The organism is Bradyrhizobium sp. NP1, assembly GCF_030378205.1.
In the GTDB taxonomy this organism is placed as follows: Bacteria; Pseudomonadota; Alphaproteobacteria; order Rhizobiales; family Xanthobacteraceae; genus Bradyrhizobium.
In genome coordinates this window covers 3,066,144-3,087,764 of sequence record NZ_CP127385.1, presented here as the reverse complement: position 1 = coordinate 3,087,764, position 21,621 = coordinate 3,066,144, and the positions used below count along the sequence as shown (strand labels likewise).

Here is a 21,621-nt window from a genome sequence, read left to right as displayed (position 1 = left end):
GTCCGCATGTTTGAGCTCGCATTGACGGTGAACGGCCGCCCGGTTCGGCAGACGATCGATCCCGGCCTGCTGTTGGTCGAGTTTGTCCGCGAGCATCTGGGGCTCACGGGCACGCATGTGGGTTGCGACACCTCCCAATGCGGCTGCTGCACGGTGCATGTCGACGGAAAGGCCGTGAAGTCATGCACCATGCTCGCCGTTCAGGCGCACGGGAAATCGGTCACGACGATCGAAGGCGTTGCCGCAGGCGACGACCTGCACCCGATGCAGCAGGCGTTCATGGCCCATCATGCGCTGCAATGCGGATTTTGCACGCCCGGGATGATCATGATGGCCATGGCCATCGCACGCGAGAACGAGGAAGTGACCCCCGAAGTGGCCCGCGATCAATTGCATGGCAATTTGTGTCGCTGCACCGGCTATCTCAACATCGTCGACGCCGTCGTCGCCGGCGCAGCCGCCATGCGCGGCTCGAACGCCCGCTGACCGAAAGGGCCCGATTTGCACGCCTTCGATTATATCCGTGCGTCGAGCCTCGCCGAGGCCGAGCGCCTTCTCGGCTCCGATCCGGACGCCAAACTGCTGGCCGGCGGCCAAACCTTGTTGCCTGCCTGGAAGCACGGACTGAATGCGCCGTCGCTCTTGATCGATTTGCAGGATATCGCCGGTCTTTCCGACCTCTCGATCGGGCATGATGGGGTGACAGTCGGAGCCATGGTCCGCCATGCACAGGTTGCCCGGCTCAAGGATAGCGGCGCAGCGGGGCTTGCCATGCTCGCGTGCGGCATCGCCGATCCGCAGGTGCGAAATCTCGGCACGATCGGCGGCTCGATCGCCAACAACGACCCCGCGGCGGACTATCCGGCGGCGGTGCTCGGGCTCGATGCCAGGGTCATCACCAATCGCCGCGAAATCGCGTCGGATCGGTTCTTCACCGATCTCTTCAGCACGGCGCTCGAGCCGGATGAAATCATCGTTGCCGTCCGCTTTCCGAAAGCCCGCCGCGCCGGCTACTTCAAGGTCGCCAATCCGGCGTCCGGCTATGTCACGGTGGGTGCCTTCGTGGCCGACTTCGGCGACCATGTTCGCGTCGCGATCAACGGTGCGCGGACATGCGTCTATCGTGACAAGACCTGCGAGCGGCTTTTGAGCGACAATTTGTCGGCTGCCGCGCTGCGCGACTACATCGTCGCGCCTGACGATCTCAATGACGACATGCATGCGAGCGCGAGCTATCGCGCCCACCTCATTCCCCGCGCGATCGCCCGCGCGATCGGGCGCATGACCGAAACGCCATCCTGAGTCGGTACTGAAAGGAGTCTCCCATGGAAATTCGTCGCATCACATCGCCGTCCGTCGCCGAGGCCGAGCCGGGTCTCTGGTCGAATTGCCTCGTCGTCGGCGGCATCGCCTATTTTTCCGGACTGACCGCGCGTGGAATGGACGGCAAGTCCATCGCGGGTGCCGACGAGTATGAGCAGACCAAGGCGATTTTCGAGAAATTCAAGGCCCTGATCGAGGCGGCCGGCGGCGCCATGGCGGACATCGTCAAGATCAACGTGTTCGTGACACGCATCCAGAATCGTCAGCAGGTCTGGAAGGCGCGCCGGGAGTTCTTCACCGGCGATTTCCCCGCCTCCGCGCTCGTCGAGGTCTCCAACCTGGCTTCGCCCGAAATCCTTGTGGAAATCGAAGGCGTCGCCCATATCGGGGCCGGCCGACGCTAGGATGCGTCGCCGCGCCTTCATTGAAGGCCGGGTGCAATTGATATATTAAGCGTATCTCTATCGATTCTCATCTTGGAGTTTTCTCATGGCGCGGAGTGCGCGCGCGAGAACCAGCCCGTCAGCCTCACGTTCTTCGCCAAAACCCGTCGCGGGCCAGACGCTTCAGGCTCTGGCCTACGACCTGATCAAGGAGCGGCTGGTTTCCGCCCGCTATGTACCCGGCCAGTTCCTGCAGGAAAGCACCATTTGCGAGGATTTGAAGCTTGGACGCACACCCGTGCACCAGGCGCTGCATCAGCTCCAGCAGGAGGGCCTGCTCGAGATCATCCCGCGCAAGGGTATTTTCATCAAGGTCGATTCGCTCACCGAGATCTTCACGGCGCTCGAAGTGCGCGCTTTGATCGAGCCCTACTGCGCGTCGCAATGCGCGGAACGGGCGACGATGGCCGATGTCGCCGAACTGAAGGAAATCCTGAACGAGTACGAAAAGCTCCGGGAAAAGTCCGATTCGATCCGCCTGATGGAGCTTGATCGCCGCTTTCACACGACGATCGCGCGGGTAGCCGGCAACAAGCTGATTGTCGAGGTGCTGCGGCCCATTCACGAACGCATGTCTCGGCTGTGGTTCATGCCGCACTGGCAGTTTTCCGACTATGACATGACCAGCTCGGAGCACCACAAATTGCTCAAGGCTGTCGAGAAGCATGATTCCGGCGCCGCTGCCGAGGCGATGAAAGCCCACATTGAATCGCTGCGGAAGCGAATCCTGGCGACGGGCTCGACGCCCTAGCTGTGGAACCTCAACAGATAGAGGCGAAATCGGTGCAAGCTCGACCGCGGCTCCGAGCGGCTACCCGCCGCGCCACGTGAGCGCGCACGACCGTGGAGCTTGCGACTTTTTGGCGTACAGGGCGAGAACGCTTTGCTCCGTTCAACGAAGCTTACCACATCGAGCGAAAGCGTACTCCGGGAGCTCCGCATCTCCGCTTCAACGTGAAAACGCTGCAAGCAAGGTTTGAGTAAGCTCCGATGGTTTGCCTCGTGCCGGATCGTACCATTCCAGCGACCAATTGAGCGCCCCCAGGATGACGAGGCGTGCCGCGCTTGGGTCCGCGCCGGGAGGAAGAGAGTTGTCGGCTGCGAAGTCGTTCAGGAGCACCCGCCATAGCGCTTCATATTCCCGCCGGGCGGTACTGAGCTGATCCCGCAGCGTCTTCGGAACATAGGGAAAGCAGTGAATATGGGCCGACGTATAGTCGCTCTCATCGAGCAGCGTCTCGAGATGCGCTGCCATGGCCGCTTGAAGCTTCGACTGTGCACTCGCCGTCGCGCCAAGCCCCTCCACCGCCGTCACCACGGCGTCATGAACCCTTTGCACGCCGATCCCAAAAACTTCGGTGGCGAGCTGCTCCTTCGATACGAAATGGTGATAGATGCTTCCCGCCTTCATGCCTGCTTGCTTGCCGATGTCGCGGAGCGAGGTTTCGGTATAACCTCGCGCGCGGAACAGTTTCGCGGCAACATCCAGGATCTGCCGACGCGATACGTCCGAACGCCGCACACGCTTGTCTCCCGTTGTCGCGACCTGCTCAGCGATCGTCGCAGTTATTGCCGGTTCCTGCATCGTATCCCCGCTCTCTTCATTCGGCGGCCGTTTGCATTGCCGAATAGCCGGACCATCGGTCCAGCAATCGAGCAAGCTTTGCCGCGGCGACCTTTTCGGCAGCCGCCTTCACGTGGCCAAAACCCCGGACCGAAAGCGGCAGGCGCGCGATCTCGACGGCCAGCGCGTGATTTTCGACTGTGAGACCGGGAACGATGCGCGATACGAGCAAGGCTTCATAAGCGTCGATCATTCGCCGCTCCAGCCGCCGTTCGGCGGTGTATCCAAACGGGTCCGCCCACGTTCCGCGCAGGAATTTCAATCGCGCAAGAATCCTGAAAACCGGAACGACACATTGCCCGAGGCGCATCTTCCGCGGATGGCCGGTGACGGGGTCGCGTCGCGCAAACAGCGGCGGCGCCAGGTGGAAGGCGATGGTGCCGCCATCATATTCCCGCGCGAGCCGGTCAAGAAAGCCGGTTTGGACATGGAGGCGCGCCACCTCGTACTCATCCTTGTAGGCGAGGAGCTTGTGAAAGGCGCGAGCAACGGTCTCGGCCAGTTCGCTCGAACCTGGGAGGCAATTTCTCTCGGCGTCCGCGGCCTTCGCCACCAGAGCCCTGAACCGCCGCGCCAGCCTTTCGTCCTGATAGCGGGCGAGTTCGGCCGCGCGAATTTCAACAATCGCGTCGAGCGTCGTCGCGGACGTCGCCGCGCCGGAGCCTGGCATTCGCGCCGCGACCGCGCCCGGATCACTGGCGATCGCGCGTCCCCAGGCGAAGGCCGCCTTGTTCATCGCAATCGCAACCCCGTTCAGCTCGATCGCTCGAAGGATGGAGTCTTCGGTGACGGGGACGCGTCCCTTCTGCCAGGCCATGCCGAGCGCCATCATGTTGGCGCCGACCGCGTCTCCCAGAAGTCGGGTCGCAAGTTCGGAAAGATCCGTAAATGTCGCGTCGGAATGGCTTTCGATCCGGCGCTTCATCAGCGCGTCGGGAAAAACGACGTCCGGCTGCGCCGTGAACTCGCCCGTCATCACGACATGGTCATTGACGATCGCAAGCGCGCGCTCGGACAGAAGCGAGAGCACCTCCGGACTTGAGGCGACCGCAAGATCGCAGCCGATCAGCGTATCGGCTTCGCGAGCCGCGAAGCGTACCGGACCGATCGCATCGGGATTCGCCGCGATCCGGATATGGGTGGTCACCTCGCCGCCCTTCTGGGCAAGACCGATCTGATCCATCACCGATACGCCCCGCCCATCCAGGTGCGCCGCCATGCCGATGATCGCCCCAATAGTAACGATACCGGTACCGCCGATACCTCCGACCACGAGATTGGCGGAACGCGGCAGATCGAGCGCCGGAGCAGGCACTTGCGGAGGTCGCGCGCTGTCGATGCCGGGTTTCCTTAAGATACCTCCCTCGACCGTAACGAAGCTCGGACAGAAACCATCGACACACGTCGCGTCCTGATTGCAGGTCGTCTGATCGACCTGTCGCTTGCGGCCGAATTCGGTTTCCAGCGGAATAATGGACACGCAATTCGACTGCTGGCCACAATCCCCGCAGCCTTCACATACCGCCTCATTGATCACGATACGCTTGCCGGCGTCGGGCATCTGGCCGCGTTTGCGGCGACGGCGCTTTTCGGCGGCACAGACCTGATCGTAGATCAGGACCGAGACCCCTTCGGTCTCTCGCAAGGCGCGCTGCACGGATTCGAGCCGGTCGCGCGGATCGATCAGCACGCCTGATGGCATGACCTCGCCATGGTGGCGTTCGGGCTCTTCCGCGACGATACGGATGTGGCGAACCCCCTCGGCTGCCAGCTGGCGGGCGATCTGCGCGACACTGAAGCCGCCTTCAGCCGTCTGGCCGCCGGTCATGGCTACAGCGTCGTTGTAGAGAATCTTGTACGTCATGGTGACGCCGGCCGCGATTGCGGCCCGAATGGCGAGCAGCCCCGAATGCGCATAGGTGCCGTCGCCGAGATTGACGAAGACGTGCTTCGTTCTTGTGAACGGCGCCTGCCCGATCCAGCTCGCGCCTTCGCCGCCCATCTGGGTAAACGTCGTTGTGGCCCGGTCCATCCACTGCGCCATGTAGTGGCAGCCGATTCCGGCGAGCGCCCGGCTTCCATCCGGCACAACCGTCGAGCGGTTATGCGGACAGCCCGAGCAGAAATAGGGCAACCGCCTGGCAAGCGCGGGTTCTGCCTCTTGCGCCATAGTGCGGAGCGCGACGAGGCGCGGTGAAATTGCGTCGCCAAGCCCCAGCCCCGCCAGCCGTTCCCCGATGACCCCTGCCAGATGATCCGCGCTAAAGGCGGCGCGCGCGGAGAGGAGCGGCTTGCCATCCACGTCGACCTTGCCGGCCAACGCCGGCCTCCGGTCTGCATCGATCGTGAAAAGAATGCGGGCCAGCTGATCCTCGACCAGCGGCCGCTTCTCCTCGACGACCAGAACTTCACCGGCTCCGGCGCAATGATCGCGAACAAAGGTTGGGTCGAGCGGCCATGGCATGCCGATGGCGCAGAACCCAATGCCAAACTGGTCCAGCTCCGTGCGGCCGATGCCGAGCAGCGCCAGCGCCTGGATGACGTCGAGGCGCGACTTGCCGACCGCCATGATCACCAATCGGCGGCGGCTGATGCCAGGATCGGCCACGACGGAGTTCAATCCATTGGCGCGGCCGAAGGCGACCGCCGCCGGAAGGCGGACGTCGAACAGCCGACGCTCCTGTTCCAGTGGGCTGTCGGGCCACCGGATCGATACATCGCCCGGCCCGTCGGGTATGACGAGCCGTGGCGTTGCGCTGGCAAGATCAACCACGGCGGCCGAGTCCATGGTATCGGCCAGCGCCTTCATGCCGACCCAAAGTCCGGTCGCGCGCGACATCGCCCAGCCGATCATGCCGAAGCGAAGCACCTCGGCCACGTTGGCGGGATGCAGCACCGGAATCGAAGCATCGAGAAACGCATAGTCCGACTGCGACGGCAGGCTGGCGGATTTACACGCGTGGTCGTCGCCCGCAATCGCGAGCACGCCTCCGAGCGGCGCGGTGCCGGCCGCGTTCGCGTGCTTGAGCACGTCGCCCGATCGATCAACGCCGGGACTCTTGGCGTACCAGATCGCAAACACGCCGTCGCGGGTCGCCCCGGGCGACAATCCGACCTGCTGGCTTCCCCACACGCTGGTTGCGGCCAGATCCTCGTTGAGACCCGGCTGGAAGACGATATTTTCCTTCTCGAGGTGCCGCTTCGCGGCCCACAATTCGCGATCGTATGTCCCGAGCGGCGAGCCCCGATAGCCGGACACGAAGCCCGAAGTGTTCAAGGCGGCCGCCCGGTCGGCGCGCCGCTGCACCATCGGCAGGCGAACCAGCGCCTGTACGCCTGTCAAATAAATGCGGCCCGCATCCGCAGCATATTTGTCGTCGAGTGATATCCGGGAACCGTCCGAGGCATCCATGGCTGCTTCCTCAAAGTCGCTTGGCGACTTCTTCAAGCATGACTTCGGTGGCTCCGCCCCCGATCGCCTGCACACGGGCGTCGCGCGCCATCCGCTCGATGGTGCTCTCGCGCATGAAGCCCATGCCGCCGTGAAACTGCACGCAGTCGTACATCACGGCATTGACCAATTCGCCGCAATAGGCCTTCACCATCGAAACCTCGCGGGTCACATCGTGGCCCTGCGCGTCGCGCCAGGCGGCGGAATAGACAAGCTGACGGCCGGCTTCCACTTCAGCCGCGCGCATCGCGATGCGCTGCCGGATGCCCTGCTTGTCCCATAGCGGCGCGCCGAAGGCCTTGCGGGTCTTGAGATAGGCGACCGTGAGATCAAGCGCGGCCTGCGCCTCCCCCATCGCCATGGCGCCGATCACGGTCCGCTCGTTCTGAAAGTTTCGCATGATGGCGTAGAAGCCGCGACCTTCCTCTCCCAGGACCGCGTCATGCGGTACCAGGCAGTTCTCGAACACCAGCTCGGCTGTATCGGATGAGCGCCAGCCGTGCTTGTCGAGCGCCCGGCTCACGCGCAAACCCGGCGTTCCCTTTTCGACGAGAAACATCGTCACCGCCTTGCTGCCGCTGCCGATGTCGCCGGTCTTCGCAGCCACGCAATAGAGATCGGCATAGACCCCGTTGGTGATGAACATCTTGGACCCGTTGAGGACGTAGCCGGCCTCGGATCGGCGCGCCGTGGTGCGGATGCCCTTCACGTCGGAGCCGGCGTCCGGCTCGGTGACCGCGACCGCGCAGATCGCCTCGCCCGCAATGATCTTGCGCATCCATCGGTTTTTCTGCGCTTCGGTCCCGGCATTGAACACATGCACCGAAGCCATGTCGGTGTGGACCAGCGCGGTAATGGCAACACCGGAGAAAGTGGATCGTCCGAGTTCTTCCGCGAACACGACGCTGCCGAGCGTGTCCATGTCCGATCCGCCATAGGCCTCGGGGTAGCGAATCCCGAAAAAGCCGAGCGATCCCATTCGCCGCAGCACATCGCGCGGGACGAAGCCTTGCGCTTCCCATGCCTCGCCGTGCGGCTTGATCTCTTCCTCGACGAAGCGGCGAACCTGGTCGCGAAGCATCTCATGTTCCTCCGTGAAGAAGGCCGAGTTCCGGCCGCCCGCCCTCAGAACATTCGGCCTGCTCGCTTCATCCATCTGGTGTCCCCTTTCGGTCGGCTGCGACTGCCGGCTTGACGCGGCAGCCGGTTTGCTGCTTGATCTACCTAACATACGTTAGGTAGGAAATATCCGCAATCGATACGACGGTTCATCCCCGAGAGGCAGGACGCGTCACCTCAAGAGGTTTCGCCCAAGCCCGAGAGGAGCCAGGCCGCCGCAACCCGATCGTTCCCAGCGATCCAGACGACCTGTGAAAACACGGGCATATTGGAAGGAAGCACCATGGACGCCATCGAAGCGTTGACCGCGATCCCGCTGCAGCCGCTGCCAGGCCGATGGCATGTTCCGCGCCAGGCCGCCCTGTTGGAAGAGGCGCGGGCGGCCGAGAGTCGCGGCAACAACGCCTATTGGGAGTGGGCAGCCCGGCGCCTGCGTTGGCAGCGCCCATGGGACCGCCTGCATGACGGCGACTTCGGAAAAACCCGCTATTACGTCGGCGGCCAGCTCAATGTCGCCGACAATTGCGTCGATCGACACGCCGAAGACCCGGCCCGTGCGGATCGGCACGCCATTATCTGGGAGGGAGAACCGGGAGACATACGTCGCCTGACCTATCGCGAGTTGCGCGACGAGGTCTGCCGCTGCGCCAATGCCCTGAAGTCACTCGGCGTGCGACGCGGCGACGTCGTCGCCATCCATTTGCCGAACCTTCCGGAAGCCTTCGTCGCGATCCATGCCTGCAACCGGATCGGCGCGATCCACACCGTGTTGTTCAGCGGCTTTGCGCCCGATGCCATACGGCTGCGGCTACAGGCCTCGCGGGCCGTCGTCGTCATAACGGCAGATGGCTCCTATCGACGCGGGCGCACGGTTCCGCTGCTCGGCAATCTTCGCGAGGCACGCAAGGACGCCCCGCAGTTGCGCCACACGGTGGTCGTTAACCGCACCGGCGCCGCGCCGAGTTTGCAGCCGAACGAAAGCGGCTGGGAGGCGCTGCTGAAATCGATGCCTGCCGATTGTCCCTGCGAAAAGATCGAAGCCAACGAGCCCGCCTTCCTGATCTTCACGTCGGGGACCGAGAGCAAGCCGAAGGGCGTCGTGCACAGCACCGCGGGATTTCTGGTCGGAACCTGGGCCAACGTGCAATGGCAGGTTGGCCCGGAGCCGGACGATGTCTACTGGTGCGCAGCCGACGTTGGCTGGCTGACCTTTCCTATCCAGGCCGTCACCGGCGGGCTTTCGCACGGCCTCACCTTGTTTTGCTATGAGGGCGCGCTCGACTATCCCCAACAGACCCGGCTGCTGGACAGCGCGAAGCGGCACGGCGTGACCAAGATCCTCGTCGCCCCCACCGGCCTACGCATGCTGCGAGCCGCGGGCGACGATGCGGTAAAGGCGCATGCCCCGCACGGCCTGCGCCTGGTCACGACGCAGGGTGAGCCGCTCGACCCCGACACGGCGGAATGGACGCAGCGCATATTCGACGTGCCGGTCGTCAATGCCTATGGGCAAACGGAGACCGGTTCGACCTGGACCTATCCGGTCTACGGCGTTGGCGCGCTAAAGCCGGGAAGCTGCGGAACCCCTGTGCCCGGTCATGCATGTGCCGTCGTCGATGACGCGGGCAAGCCCGTTCCGGCCGGGACACGCGGCAATCTGGTGCTGACCGCCCCCTTTCCGACGCTGGCGCGCACGATCTGGGACGACGAGGAACGGTACCGCACCGCCTATTTCACCCGCTTCAGTCATCGATACGCCACCTCGGACGAGGCGGTGATCGACGCCGACGGACAAATCTGGGTGCTCGGGCGGACGGACGACGTCATCAACGTCGCGGCCCATCGCATCAGCACCATGGAGATCGAAAGCGCGGCGGCAAGCCAGGCGGGTGTGGCGGAGGTCGCCGTGGTTGGCGTACATGACGCACTGCGCGGCACGGTGCCGGTTGCCTTCGTGACACTGCGGCCCGGCGCCGATCCTGCGGTGGTGCGCGCGGGCATGGCGGCGGCGGTCGAACGCGAGATCGGCGGGATAGCGAGGCTTGGCCGGGTCTATGTGTCCGCGGCACTCCCCAAGACACGCGCCGGCAAGATCATGCGACGGCTTCTGCGCGAGGCGGCCGAAACCGGAATCGTGCGCGGAGATACCGCCGGACTGGAAGATCCGGCGGCGGTGCAGGCGGTATTGGCCGCGGTCAAAAACGTCTGATTCTTCTACCGGCATCACCACACTTCAAGCGGCAGGGTGACGCCTGCCGCTTGTCACGGCGCCGGAAAAATACTGGCCGCGAAATCGCGCGCGATCTTGTCGATGCTGAGGCGGCCCGGGCGATACCATTCGCCCGCCCAGTTCACCGCACCAAGCAGCAGCAGACGCACCGCGTCCTGCGACGTCCCCGGCTTGATGATTCCGGCCTTTCCCAGATCCGCAATGATCTTCCGCCAGACGTCCTCATATTTCTTGCGCTCGAGGCGGCATTCCTGGCGGACATTCGGCGGCAGGAAGGCGAAAGCCCTGATACTGGCCGAGGTGTAGTCGCTGTGCTCCAGCGACGACAGGAGATGCGCGCGCACCGCGATTTCCAGCCGTTTCCGCGGACTGGTCTTCGGAGGCAAAGCTGCGAGCGCGCTGACCACAGCCTCGTGCACCACCCTCACACCTTCGTTGACGACCCGCGCAACGATATCGTCCTTCGAGGGGAAATGATGGTAGACGCTTCCCGCCTTGATACCGACCTCGAGCGCGATGGCGCGGATCGTGGTGGCCTCGTATCCCTTCTGCCGCAACAGCCTCGCCGCGGTGTCGAGGATCAGGCCCGCAGCTCCGACGTGCTCCTGCGGCGCTTCGACAGCCGCCGGTTTCGCGCGATCACCGATGGCTCCCTTGCGGCGCGATCGTTGAGGGACCGTCCCGGCCATACCTGTCATCATCCGCTCCAGCCTCGACGCCGCCCCATTTGGCTTTTGGATGCGGCGTCCGTCGCATCAAAAGACGTGCCGACCCGGTTTGCACGATCGTGCCGTGCTGATCAAGCAGGGTGAAGCCCAGCTCCAATAGACCATGGTCCGGATTCTTGACGCCGCGCGTGCTCATGACCTCGATCAGGGCCCTGACCGTATCGCCCGGCCGGACCGGCGCCTTGAACTCCCACGTCACCCCGAGCAGGGCGACCACCGTTCCGTCGATGAGGTCAAGCCGCGACGCCAACCCGAACACCAGGCCGATGCCCAATGGCCCGTGCGCAATCCGGCCGCCGAACTCGGTTTCGGCAGCAAAGACCTCGTCCATATGCACGGGATTGTAGTCGCCCGTCAGGCCGGCGAACGCGACGATGTCCGCTTCGGTGATGGTCCGTCCCGGCGTCTCGAAACGCTGCCCCGTCGTGAACTCGCCGAAAAGCCGACCCATCAATCGTTTCCTTTGAGGCTTGTCCCGAAATTGGGCTGCCGCTTCTCGATAAAGGCGCTCATGCCCTCGCGCCAGTCGTCGCAATCGACCAATGCGGACAGCGCCTCGACGCCAAAACGCCGGGCGCTGCGCAAGTCGACATCGCCGGAAACGTGGATCGACGCCTTGCACTGCGTCAGCGCACGGGGACTGAGAGCCATCAGGTCCTGCGCGAGCTGCAGGCTCGCGTCATCGACTTCGTCCGGCTCGACCACGCGATAGGCCAGCCCGGAGGCGGCTGCTTCGACGGCGCCCACATGGCGGGCCAGCATGATCCATTCCAGCGCCTTTCCGCGTCCGACGTAGCGCGCGAGCTTCTGCACGCCGCCCGCGCCCGGCGTGGCGCCCAGCCTCGCTTCCGGCAGGCCGACCCGCGCGGTGCTGGCGAGAATTCTGAAATCACATGCCAGCGCGAGCTCGAAACCACCTCCCATCGCAAAGCCGTTGACCGCGGCGATCACGGGAATCCCGATCGCCTCGATCCTGTCGAACAGCCGCGCGATCTTCCCGAAATAGCGGTCGCGGGTCTCGAAGCGATCGGTGAAGACCCGCTCCGGTCCGGCGAAATATTTGAGGTGCGCTCCGCAGCAAAAGGCACGCCCCGTTCCGGTGATGACCAGCACACGCGCCCGCGCTGCAATCACCGCATCGATCGCCCGGTCGAGTTCTTCCAGAAGTTCAAGCCGGAGCGAATTCATCTCGCTTTCGCGGGTCAGGCGAACCCGCCCGATCCCGGCACCCGGCCAATCCAGCGACAGCGTCGAATAGGTCATGATTTCGCCTGCGGTTCCTTGCGCAAATCCATCCTGCGGATCTTGCCGGTGATAGTCAGCGGCAGCTCGGTGCGGAATTCGATCTGCCTCGGATATTCATGCGCCGAAAGGCGCGACTTGACGAAGGCCTGGACGTCCGCGTGGAGCGCGTCGTCCATGACAAATCCTTCCCGTGGAACGATGAAAGCCTTCACCACTTCGCCGCGGACTTTATCGGGCACGCCTATCACTGCCACCATGGCCACCGCCGGATGCCGCATCAGGCAGTCCTCGATCTCGGTCGGGCCGATGCGATAGCCCCCCGAAATGATGACGTCATCGTTGCGCCCGTGAAACCAGAAATAGCCTTCTTCGTCGCGGTGACCGGTATCGCCGGTCAGAAGCCATTCGTTGCGGAACTTCTCCCTCGTCGCGTCGGGCTTGTTCCAGTAGCGCAGGAAGAATACCGGATCGGGAGTTCTCACCGCGATCGTGCCGGCGGTGCCGGGCGGCACCGGCCGTCCATCATCGTCCACGACTTCCAGGACATGTCCCGGGATCGCCCGACCCATCGAGCCATCCTTCAACTTCATGATCGACGCGCAATTGCCCACCGTGAGGTTGGCTTCGGTCTGACCGTAGAACTCATTGATGGTCAGCCCGAACGTCCGCTGCCCCCATTCCAGCATCTCCTGGCCGAGCCGTTCTCCCCCGCTCGCGATGCTGCGCATCGCATAGCGAAATTTCGATTGCGGAGCCTCGACCTGCCGCATCATCTTCAAGGCGGTCGGCGGCATGAAGGCGTTGCGGATATCGAGCGCCGATATCAGGGCGAAGGCTTCTTCCGGATCGAATTTCTGCATCCGTTTCGCGACCACCGGCACGCCATGGAAAAGCGACGGCAGCAGCACGTCCATCAGACCGCCGGCCCAGGCCCAATCCGCAGGGGTCCACATGCGGTCGCCCGGCCGCGGGAAGAAATCATGAGGCAATTCCACGCCCGGAAGATGCCCTAGCAGGGTTCGATGGGGATAGAGCACCCCTTTCGGATTGCCCGTGGTGCCGGACGTGTAGACGATGATCGCCGGATCCTCGGCGGCGGTCGCAACCCTTGTGTGATCCGCCGAGGCGGCGGCGAGGAATGCATCCCATTGCAGCACGCGGCCATCGCGGCGCTCGTCGATGCTGATGAGAACAGGTGGTGCCGCGAGCAGATCCACGATCCCGAGCAGCTTTTCGATGCCGGCCGCGTTGGAAACGACCGCTTTGGCCCCGCTGTCGTTGAGGCGATATTCGAGCGCATCCGGACCGAACAGCGTGAACAAGGGCAAGGCGATCGCGCCCAGCCGATAGGCTGCAAGGTGAACGATCAACGTCTCGGGGCACTGCGGCAGCAGAATTCCGACCCGGTCGCCCTTTGCGATACCGGCCGAACTCAACGCGTTGGCGAGCCGTCGCGAGCGCTGCTGCAGATGTTCGAAGCTCATCTCCGCCATGCGGCCGCCGGCGGTTTCGACCAGCAAGGCGGTGCGATTGGAGCCGACATGCCGGTCGCATATCACCTCCGCAATATTGAACTCGGTCGGGATCTCCCATCGGAAGTTGGCGCAAACTTCCTGATATGTCGCTCCGACAAGTGTCATTTCCGATTTCCCCACTTCCCTGCCTAACGATTGTTAGGTATAGCTCCTCGATCGAGCGGCAGCAAGCCGCCGAATGCAACCCAGCCGGAGGAAGCAATGAAGGCGGCGTTTCGGGTCATCGCGACAGGTCTTGCGCTGTTTGCCACGCAGGCAAACGCGCAGGTGTCGGACGATGTTGTGAAGATCGGCGTGTTGAACGATCAGTCAGGCATCTATGCGGACCTGTCGGGACAGGGCTCGGTGGTCGCAGCCCGCATGGCGGTCGAGGATTTCGGAGGCACCGTATTGGGGAAACCCGTCGAAATCATCTTCGCCGATCACCAGAACAAGCCCGATGTCGGCTCCGCCATCGCCTCGCGCTGGTACGACGTCGATCATGTCGACGCGGTGGTCGACGTGCCGGTGTCCTCGGTGGCCCTTGCGGTCCAGGAGGTCGCGCGGCAACGCAAGCGCATCGTCATGTTCTCGGCCGCCGGCAGCTCCGATCTCACCGGCAAGGCCTGCTCGCCGTTTGGAACGCAATGGACGTTCGACAGCATCGCGCTCGCCCGGGGCACGGCGTCGGCGGTCACGAAATCCGGCGGGGACAGCTGGTTCTTCATCACGGCCGACTACGCGTTCGGCACCGCGATGGAGGCTGATGCCAGGCGTTACATTTCTGAAGCCGGTGGAAAGGTGGTCGGAAGCGTGCGCCATCCGCAGGGCACCGCGGACTTCGCCTCGTTCCTGCTTCAGGCCCAGAACTCCAACGCGAAAGTCATCGGCTTCGCCAACGCCGGAAACGACACGATCAATGCGGTCAAGGGCGCGTCCGAATTCGGCATCGCCGCCGGCAAGCAGAAGCTTGCGGCCATGCTGATCTTTCTGTCGGACATCCATTCCCTCGGACTGCAGCTCTCGCAAGGCCTCAACCTGACCGAAAGCTTCTATTGGGACCTCACACCGGAATCGCGCGCCTGGTCGAAACGCTTCGGCGAACGAATGGGAGGCCGGATGCCGACCATGGTCCACGCCGGCGTCTACAGCGCCGTGACCCACTATCTGAAGGCGATCAAGGCCGCCGGGACCGACAATGCCGAGGCCGTCGCCGCCAAGATGCTCGAAACCAAGGTGAGCGACAGGATCCTGCCGTCGGCAGAAATCCGAAAGGACGGCCGCATCCTGCGCCCCTTCTACCTGTTCGAGGTCAAGGCCCCGGCGGAATCGAAGGGACCGTACGATTATTACAAGCTGGTCCGGGAAATCCCGGCCGAAGAGGCGATCCGGCCTTTGGCTGACAGCCCTTGCCCGATGATCAAATGATCCGCCGCGCGCCTGCCCATACGCTGAAACGAGAGGATAGCTGAATGCCCGCATTTCAGTTCGAGGGGTTGATCGAAACCTTGCGGGACCAGCATCGATCGGTGCTGGAGGGCGGCGGCGAGGCTCTCGTCGAGCGGCATCGCGCGCGCGGCAAGATCCCGGTGCGCGACCGGATCGATCTGCTGCTCGATCCGGGAAGTCCGTTTCTCGAGCTTTCGCCGCTCGCGGCGCACGGGCTCTACGGCGGCGAATTGCCGTCGGCGGGTATCGTCACGGGTATAGGCATCGTTCACGACACGCCCTGCATGGTCATCGCCAACGATGCCACCGTCAAAGGCGGCTCGTTCTTTGCCGAGACCGTTCGCAAGCATCTGCGGGCGCAGGAGATCGCCGAGCAGCACCGGCTTCCCTGCGTTTACCTGGTCGATTGCGGCGGCGCCTTTCTTCCCGAACAGGATCGCGTGTTTCCGGACCGCGATCACTTTGGCGGGACGTTTTACAACCAATGCCGGATGTCGGCGGCGGGCATACCGCAGATTTCGGCGGTATTCGGGGGCTGCACGGCCGGCGGGGCATACATCCCTGCCCTGTCCGATCAGGCCGTGATGGTGCGCGGCACGGGGCGCATCCATCTCGGCGGGCCTCCCATCGTCAAGGCCGCGATCAACGAGATCGTCGACGGCGAAACACTTGGCGGCGCCGACATGCACGCGACGGTCTCCGGCGTCACGGACCATGTCGCTGATACGGAAACGGAAGCGATCGGGCGCGTGCGTGAAATCATCTTTGGCTTCGGCGCGCTGCGGCGGGTTGCGCGACCACCTTTCGCATCGGTTCCGCCCGCGGAAGATCCGGAAGAGCTGTTGTCGCTCGTCCCCGTCGATCTCAAGAAGCCCTATGACGTGCACGCGGTGATCACAAGAATCGTGGACGGCAGCGACTTCCAGGAATTCAAGCCGGCCTACGGCTCGTCGCTGGTGACGGGCTTCGCGCGCATTCACGGCTTTCCGGTCGGCATCCTGGCCAACAATGGCGTGCTGTTCTCCGAATCGGCGGTGAAAGGAGCGCATTTCATCGAGCTGTGCGACCAGCGCCACATTCCGCTTCTATTTCTTCAGAACATCACCGGGTTCATGGTCGGGACCGAAGCCGAGCGCACCGGCATCGCGAAGCACTCGGCGAAACTGGTCTATGCCGTCTCCAACGCGCGCGTGCCGAAATATACCGTGCTTATCGGCGGTTCCTATGGGGCGGGCAATTACGGAATGTGCGGCCGCGGCTTCCGTCCGCGCTTCCTGTTCACCTGGCCGAACTCGCGCCTTGCGACCATGAGCCCGGATGTTGCGGCAACTGTCGTCACCGAGCTGCGTCGCCAGAGCCTCAAGGGCGCCGCCGGCGAGGCTGCGCTCGCCGAGCTCGACCGGCGTACGCGCGACCAGTTCGAGCGGCAAAGCGATCCCTATTACGCTACCGCCCGGCTCTGGGACGACGGCATCATCGAGCCAGCACAGACCCGGGACGTCCTCGGCCTTTGTCTTGCACTGTCCGCGGACGAACCGCGCGATATGTCGCCCCGACCCGTCTATCGAATGTGAGTGCCGCAATGTTCAGCTCTCTTCTGGTCGCCAATCGCGGCGAGATCGCGGTCCGGATCATTCGAACGGCGAAGCGCCTGGGATTGCGTACGATCGCCGTCCATTCCGCGGCCGACCGCGACGCCGTGCATGTGAGGCTTGCCGATGTCGCCGTGCCGATCGGTCCCGCGGCGGCGCGCGACAGCTATCTGCGCGCCGACCGGATCATCGCAGCGGCGCAGGCGACGGGCGCGCAAGCCATTCACCCCGGCTATGGCTTTCTGTCCGAAAAAACCGAGCTGCCGCATCTGTGCCAGGCGAACGGCATCGTCTGGGTCGGACCGCATGCCGAAGCCATCGCCAAGATGGGCTCGAAGATCGAGGCCAAGCGGCTCGCCACGGCCACCGGCGTCCCCGTCGTGCCCGGCTACCATGGCGACGATCAGACTGACGGCAGCCTCGTTGCCGAGGCCAAACGCATTGGCCTGCCGGTCATGATCAAGGCGACCGCCGGCGGTGGCGGAAAAGGCATGCGGCAGGTCGCCTCCCTTGACGCCTTGCCGGCCGCGCTTTCGACCGCGCGGCGAGAGGCCGAGGCTTCATTCGGCGACGGACGCCTGCTGATCGAAAAGCTCATCACCCGGCCCCGCCATATCGAGGTGCAAGTGTTGGGCGACAAGCACGGCAACCTCGTTCACCTGTTCGAGCGGGATTGTTCGGTTCAGCGCAACAACCAGAAGCTCCTCGAAGAAGCTCCCGCTCCCAACCTGTCGGACGCAACCCGCGCCGCGCTGCATCGCCACGCGGTGCAGCTCGCCGCCGCCATCGATTATGATTCCGTCGGAACCATGGAGTTCATCGTCGATGCGGCGACGGAAGAATTTTTCTTCCTGGAAATGAACACGCGGCTTCAGGTCGAGCATACGGTGACGGAGGAAATCACCGGCCTCGATCTGGTCGAGTGGCAGTTGAGGGTCGCTGCCGGCGAAGCGCTGCCGTTCCTGCAGGGCGATATCCGCAGCGAAGGTCATGCGATCCAGGCGCGGGTCACGGCCGAGCGGGCCGACAAGGGCTTTCGGCCCGACGCCGGCAGAATCGAAATGTGGTCGCCGCCGCCCGGAATCAGGATCGATACGGGCGTCACGAGTGGAACGGTGGTCGGGCTTCACTATGACAGCCTGCTGGCGAAGGTCATCGCAACCGGCGCCGATCGTGCGCAGGCTTTGGCGCGGCTGAGCCGTGGGCTGGACGAACTGACCGTGCTCGGGCCCGCAACGAACCGGGCATTCCTGTGCGACGCAATCCGAACGCCCGATTTTGCCAAAGGCCGCGCCACCACCCGGCTGATCGAGGACAACTGGCCGGATGGCTGGTCGCTGAACGGCACCGATGTTTGTTTGGCGCGTCGTCTGGCGACCGTGGCCGCGTGGATCGGGTGGCGTCCGCCGGAGGCCCAGGCCTCGCCGTGGACAGGCCTCTCCGGCTTTCGCATGCTCGACAAATCGGGGCGTCCCGCCGTCGCGCATTTCTCGGTGACGTCCGAACAGACGGGCGCGAGGGTGAAGCTCACCGGCGGGCCTCGACGTTTTGTCGTGTCCGATGCCGACGGCGAGCTCGTGATCGATGCCACCGTTGCAGATGGTATCCTGACCGCGGTGCTCGACGGCACCTCGCATCGCTTTCCCTTCGCGATCGGCGGCCGCAGCGTTTTCATCCGCGCCCGGTCCGTCGAGGCAATTTTCGAGGTACAGCCGGCCGTCGATGCGGCCCTGAACGGGGCTGTGAACGCGAGCGCCGGAGACGGCTCCAGCATCATCGCCCCGATGCCGGGCCTTATCGCCGACATCATGGTCGCGGTGGGTGACAACGTCACGGCGGGACAGACCATCGCCGTCCTCGAATCCATGAAGCTTTTCACCGATCTGAAGGCGACGTCGGCCGGCCGAATTGCGCGGGTAGCGGCCGCACCGGGCGAGACGGTCGCCGCCAATGCATTGATCGTTTCGGTCGAGTTGGCCGAACCGCTGAAATCATGAGGTCATAAGGAGACGATCATGCCGGGATTGTGGTTCGAGGAGTTTTCGGTGGGGCAGACGTTCGATCATCCGATCACCAGAACGGTGACCGAAATGGACAACATGCTGTTCTCGAACATGACCCTCAACCCGCAACCCCTGCATATCGACTTCCATTTCGCCGCCAGCACCGAATTCGGCAAGCCGCTGGTCAACTCGCTGTTCACGCTGGGCCTGATGATCGGCATCTCGGTGCACGACACCACCTTGAAGACGACGGTCGCCAATCTCGGCATGACGGACGTCAATTTCCCTGCCCCGGTCTTCCACGGCGACAGCATTCGCGTCGTCACCAGCGTGGAGGCGATACGGCCAAGCAAATCGCGGCCAGACGCCGGTCTCGTCACCTTCAGGCACAGGGCCTTCAACCAGGGGGGTCAGGAAGTGGCGAACTGTCAGCGCGTGGCGTTGATGCGGCGCCGTCCGGCGGACGCGGCTGGATAGGCCGCACCGAATCCAACTGCTTCCGCGCGGTGTATCGAAACAAAAAAGACGACAAAATGGGGAGCGATGCCATGGACAAGACGCTGGAACGGCAAACGGTAAGCAAGATCGGATGGCGACTGCTGCCGATCATCATCCTGATGTACTTCCTGAGCTACCTCGACCGCGTCAATGTCAGCTTCGCGGCGCTGACGATGAACAAGGATCTCGCGTTCACCGCCACGATCTACGGCTGGGGTGCCGGCCTGTTTTTCGTCGGCTACTTCCTCGGCGAAGTACCGAGCAATCTGGCGCTGGAGCGCTTCGGGGCGCGCGTCTGGCTGGCTCGTATCATGATCACCTGGGGCGCGATCTCCGCCGCGATGGCGCTGGTGTCGGGGCCGGTGAGCTTTTATGCCACGCGCTTTCTGCTGGGGCTCGCCGAAGCTGGCCTGTTTCCGGGCGTGATCCTCTATTTGACGTACTGGTTTCCCGAGCGCACGCGCTCGCGCATGATCGCGCTGTTTCTCGCCGCGGCCCCGCTGTCGACGCTGATCGGCGCACCGATATCGAGTTCTCTTCTCGGACTTGACGGCGCCGGCGGACTGCGCGGATGGCAATGGCTGTTCATCCTGGAAGGATTGCCCACGGTGCTGGTGGGCGTCTATGTCCTGTTCATGCTTCCGGACCGGCCCGAAAGCGTCGAATGGCTCGATCGTGACGAGCGCGCCTGGCTGACGAGCAAGCTCGCAGCGGAGAACGCGCAGCGGGCCGAGGCGCGCATCCACGGCGTCGGCCAGGCCCTGCGCAACCCGCGTGTCCTTGGCTACTGCCTGTGGTATCTCCTGGTGGTCACGGGCCTTTACGGAGTCGGTTTCTGGATGCCGCAAGTCGTGCGCGCGCTCGGCTTCTCGGTGAGCGAAGTCGGCTGGCTCGTTGCGATACCTTCCGTCGTCACAGCCGCGCTGATGATTCCGTGGTCGGTTCACTCCGACCGCAGCGGCGAGCGCCTCTGGCATACGATCCTGCCGGCGCTCGTCGCCGTCGCGGGACTACTCCTTGCCGCCAAAGGTGGCACGCCGGCCTTGATCATGACCGGCTTCACGCTGGCCTCGGTCGGCGTATTCTCCGCCATACCGCCGTTCTGGGCTCTTCCGGTGGCAACTCTCTCGGGTAGCGCCGCGGCAGCAGGCATCGCGATCATCGGCGCGGTCGGCAACCTCGGCGGATATTTCGGGCCGCTGGCGCTGGGGATGATCAAGGACGCGACCGGCGGTTTCTCCATCGGACTTCTCGCGCTCGCGGCATCGGTCGCCCTCTCCTGCCCATTGGTCTGGATGCTGGAGCGAGCGCGAACGCGGGGCGTCATGCTTCGACAGCCGGTGTAGCGTGATCCGGCGGAATAACGCCATGGCGCTGATGAAATCAGGCTTGGTTCACGTCAGTGAATGCGACAAGCTCGCTTGCCACAATGGATTATCTGTCGCGCAGGAAACGGGATAGCCCATGCGTTCGCTGCTGTTTGTACCCGCGGATTCAGAGAAGAAGCTTGCCAAGGCATTCGATGCCGGAGCGGATGCGCTGATCCTCGACCTCGAAGACTCGATTTCCCACGCCAACAAGCCGCTCGCGCGGAATTTGGCGCATGCCTTCCTCGTAGCTCACGGCGCGAAGCCCGACCGACCGCTCCTCATGGTCAGGGTGAACGCGCTCGACTCCAGCTTGACCGACGACGATCTCGACGCCGTCGTGCCTGCGCGGCCTGACGCCATCGTGCTTCCGAAGGCCGAAGGCGGCACGGATGTGGGCGATCTCGATGCCAGGCTCAAGTCGCGAGAGGCAGCGCACGGTCTCAGCGAGGGCAGCATCAAGATCATGGCGATTGCAACGGAAACCGCCCGAGCGGTTTTCAATCTCGGTACTTATCAAGGCGTGAGCAAGCGACTGATCGCCTTGACCTGGGGCGGCGAGGATCTCTCCGCGGCCATTGGCGCGCAGACCAATCGCGATGAGAATGGTCGGTATACCGAACCGTTTCGCCTCGCCCGCTCGCTCTGCCTTTTCGGAGCTGTCGCGGCCGACGCCGAGCCGATCGATTCCGTCTTTCCGGCCTTCCGGGATCTCGAAGGGCTGCGCCGCGAATGCGAAGAGGCGCTTCGAGACGGATTTACCGGAAAAATGGCGATCCATCCGGCACAGGTCGCGGTCATCAATGAAATCTTCACGCCGACGCAAGCCGCGATCGCGGCCGCGCAAGCCGTGGTGGATGCGTTTGCAAGCAACCCGGCTGCGGGTGTCATCGGCCTCGGCGGCAACATGCTCGACCGGCCGCATCTGATACGAGCCAGGCGTCTGCTCGCGCGCATCAAGTCGTGAGACATTGTGTAACGGTGATCGCGCAATCATACCGCGACGTGAAGCACTACAGGCGGCGAAAGCGCCGG

At 63.9% G+C, this 21,621-nt stretch carries 18 protein-coding genes; 11 read left to right on the top strand and 7 right to left on the bottom strand.

Annotated features, from left to right (window positions below; translation table 11 throughout):
- The first annotated feature begins 6 nt into the window (after positions 1-6).
- The 4 genes from QOU61_RS14520 (at position 7) to QOU61_RS14505 (ending at position 2,517) form a co-directional block, all read left to right on the top strand.
- Positions 7-486 (top strand): (2Fe-2S)-binding protein, encoded by a 480-nt coding sequence (locus tag QOU61_RS14520; protein WP_289659481.1) that lies wholly within the window; start codon positions 7-9, stop codon positions 484-486.
- Between the two features lie 15 nt (positions 487-501).
- Positions 502-1,302 (top strand): FAD binding domain-containing protein, encoded by an 801-nt coding sequence (locus tag QOU61_RS14515; RefSeq protein ID WP_289659479.1) that lies wholly within the window; start codon positions 502-504, stop codon positions 1,300-1,302.
- A 23-nt stretch (positions 1,303-1,325) separates the two neighbouring features.
- Entirely contained in the window at positions 1,326-1,727 is a 402-nt protein-coding gene (locus QOU61_RS14510) for a RidA family protein (RefSeq protein ID WP_289659478.1), read from the top strand.
- Between the two features lie 85 nt (positions 1,728-1,812).
- Positions 1,813-2,517, top strand: coding sequence for a GntR family transcriptional regulator (locus QOU61_RS14505; protein WP_289659476.1), 705 nt, complete (start codon positions 1,813-1,815; stop codon positions 2,515-2,517).
- A gap of 198 nt (positions 2,518-2,715) precedes the next feature.
- Here the strand turns inward: QOU61_RS14505 and QOU61_RS14500 are convergent, their stop codons facing one another.
- The 3 genes from QOU61_RS14500 to QOU61_RS14490 are packed head-to-tail and all read right to left on the bottom strand — an operon-like array spanning position 2,716 to position 7,922.
- Positions 2,716-3,351 (bottom strand): TetR/AcrR family transcriptional regulator, encoded by a 636-nt coding sequence (locus QOU61_RS14500; protein WP_289659474.1) that lies wholly within the window; start codon positions 3,349-3,351, stop codon positions 2,716-2,718.
- 16 nt (positions 3,352-3,367) lie between these two features.
- The gene (locus tag QOU61_RS14495) at positions 3,368-6,802 is read right to left on the bottom strand and encodes an indolepyruvate ferredoxin oxidoreductase family protein (RefSeq protein ID WP_289659472.1); all 3,435 of its coding nucleotides are present in this window, start codon (positions 6,800-6,802) and stop codon (positions 3,368-3,370) included.
- Between the two features lie 10 nt (positions 6,803-6,812).
- Entirely contained in the window at positions 6,813-7,922 is a 1,110-nt protein-coding gene (locus tag QOU61_RS14490; RefSeq protein ID WP_289659470.1) for an acyl-CoA dehydrogenase family protein, read from the bottom strand.
- A gap of 321 nt (positions 7,923-8,243) precedes the next feature.
- On the opposite strand from QOU61_RS14490, the gene QOU61_RS14485 reads away from it, so the two are divergent.
- Complete coding sequence (locus QOU61_RS14485; protein ID WP_289659468.1) at positions 8,244-10,169, top strand: AMP-binding protein; 1,926 nt, start codon at positions 8,244-8,246, stop codon at positions 10,167-10,169.
- 53 nt (positions 10,170-10,222) lie between these two features.
- On the opposite strand, the gene QOU61_RS14480 is transcribed toward QOU61_RS14485, so the two are convergent.
- The 4 genes from QOU61_RS14480 to QOU61_RS14465 are packed head-to-tail and all read right to left on the bottom strand — an operon-like array spanning position 10,223 to position 13,803.
- Positions 10,223-10,888: a TetR/AcrR family transcriptional regulator gene (locus QOU61_RS14480; protein WP_289659466.1), complete on the bottom strand. Its 666-nt coding sequence runs from the start codon at positions 10,886-10,888 to the stop codon at positions 10,223-10,225.
- Positions 10,830-11,369, bottom strand: coding sequence for a MaoC/PaaZ C-terminal domain-containing protein (locus tag QOU61_RS14475; protein ID WP_289659464.1), 540 nt, complete (start codon positions 11,367-11,369; stop codon positions 10,830-10,832). The genes QOU61_RS14480 and QOU61_RS14475 overlap by 59 nt, the downstream gene beginning before the upstream one ends.
- Positions 11,369-12,181: an enoyl-CoA hydratase/isomerase family protein gene (locus tag QOU61_RS14470; RefSeq protein WP_289659462.1), complete on the bottom strand. Its 813-nt coding sequence runs from the start codon at positions 12,179-12,181 to the stop codon at positions 11,369-11,371. The genes QOU61_RS14475 and QOU61_RS14470 overlap by 1 nt, the downstream gene beginning before the upstream one ends.
- Positions 12,178-13,803 carry an acyl-CoA synthetase gene (locus QOU61_RS14465; protein WP_289659460.1) on the bottom strand — a complete coding sequence of 542 codons (1,626 nt, stop codon included), beginning with the start codon at positions 13,801-13,803 and terminating at the stop codon, positions 12,178-12,180. The genes QOU61_RS14470 and QOU61_RS14465 overlap by 4 nt, the downstream gene beginning before the upstream one ends.
- Before the next feature lie 96 nt (positions 13,804-13,899).
- Here QOU61_RS14465 and QOU61_RS14460 point away from each other — a divergent pair, with 96 nt between their 5' ends.
- The 6 genes from QOU61_RS14460 (at position 13,900) to QOU61_RS14435 (ending at position 21,553) form a co-directional block, all read left to right on the top strand.
- The gene (locus QOU61_RS14460; protein WP_289659458.1) at positions 13,900-15,105 is read left to right on the top strand and encodes an ABC transporter substrate-binding protein; all 1,206 of its coding nucleotides are present in this window, start codon (positions 13,900-13,902) and stop codon (positions 15,103-15,105) included.
- Positions 15,106-15,149: 44 nt separating this feature from the next.
- Positions 15,150-16,700, top strand: coding sequence for an acyl-CoA carboxylase subunit beta (locus QOU61_RS14455; protein WP_289659456.1), 1,551 nt, complete (start codon positions 15,150-15,152; stop codon positions 16,698-16,700).
- An 8-nt stretch (positions 16,701-16,708) separates the two neighbouring features.
- Positions 16,709-18,715 carry an acetyl/propionyl/methylcrotonyl-CoA carboxylase subunit alpha gene (locus QOU61_RS14450; RefSeq protein WP_289659454.1) on the top strand — a complete coding sequence of 669 codons (2,007 nt, stop codon included), beginning with the start codon at positions 16,709-16,711 and terminating at the stop codon, positions 18,713-18,715.
- Between the two features lie 18 nt (positions 18,716-18,733).
- A complete protein-coding gene (locus QOU61_RS14445) occupies positions 18,734-19,198 on the top strand; it encodes a MaoC family dehydratase (RefSeq protein ID WP_289659452.1) in 465 nt (154 codons plus the stop codon).
- A 71-nt stretch (positions 19,199-19,269) separates the two neighbouring features.
- Positions 19,270-20,565, top strand: coding sequence for an MFS transporter (locus tag QOU61_RS14440; RefSeq protein ID WP_289659450.1), 1,296 nt, complete (start codon positions 19,270-19,272; stop codon positions 20,563-20,565).
- A gap of 118 nt (positions 20,566-20,683) precedes the next feature.
- A complete protein-coding gene (locus tag QOU61_RS14435) occupies positions 20,684-21,553 on the top strand; it encodes an HpcH/HpaI aldolase/citrate lyase family protein (protein WP_289659448.1) in 870 nt (289 codons plus the stop codon).
- The last annotated feature ends 68 nt before the right edge of the window (positions 21,554-21,621 follow it).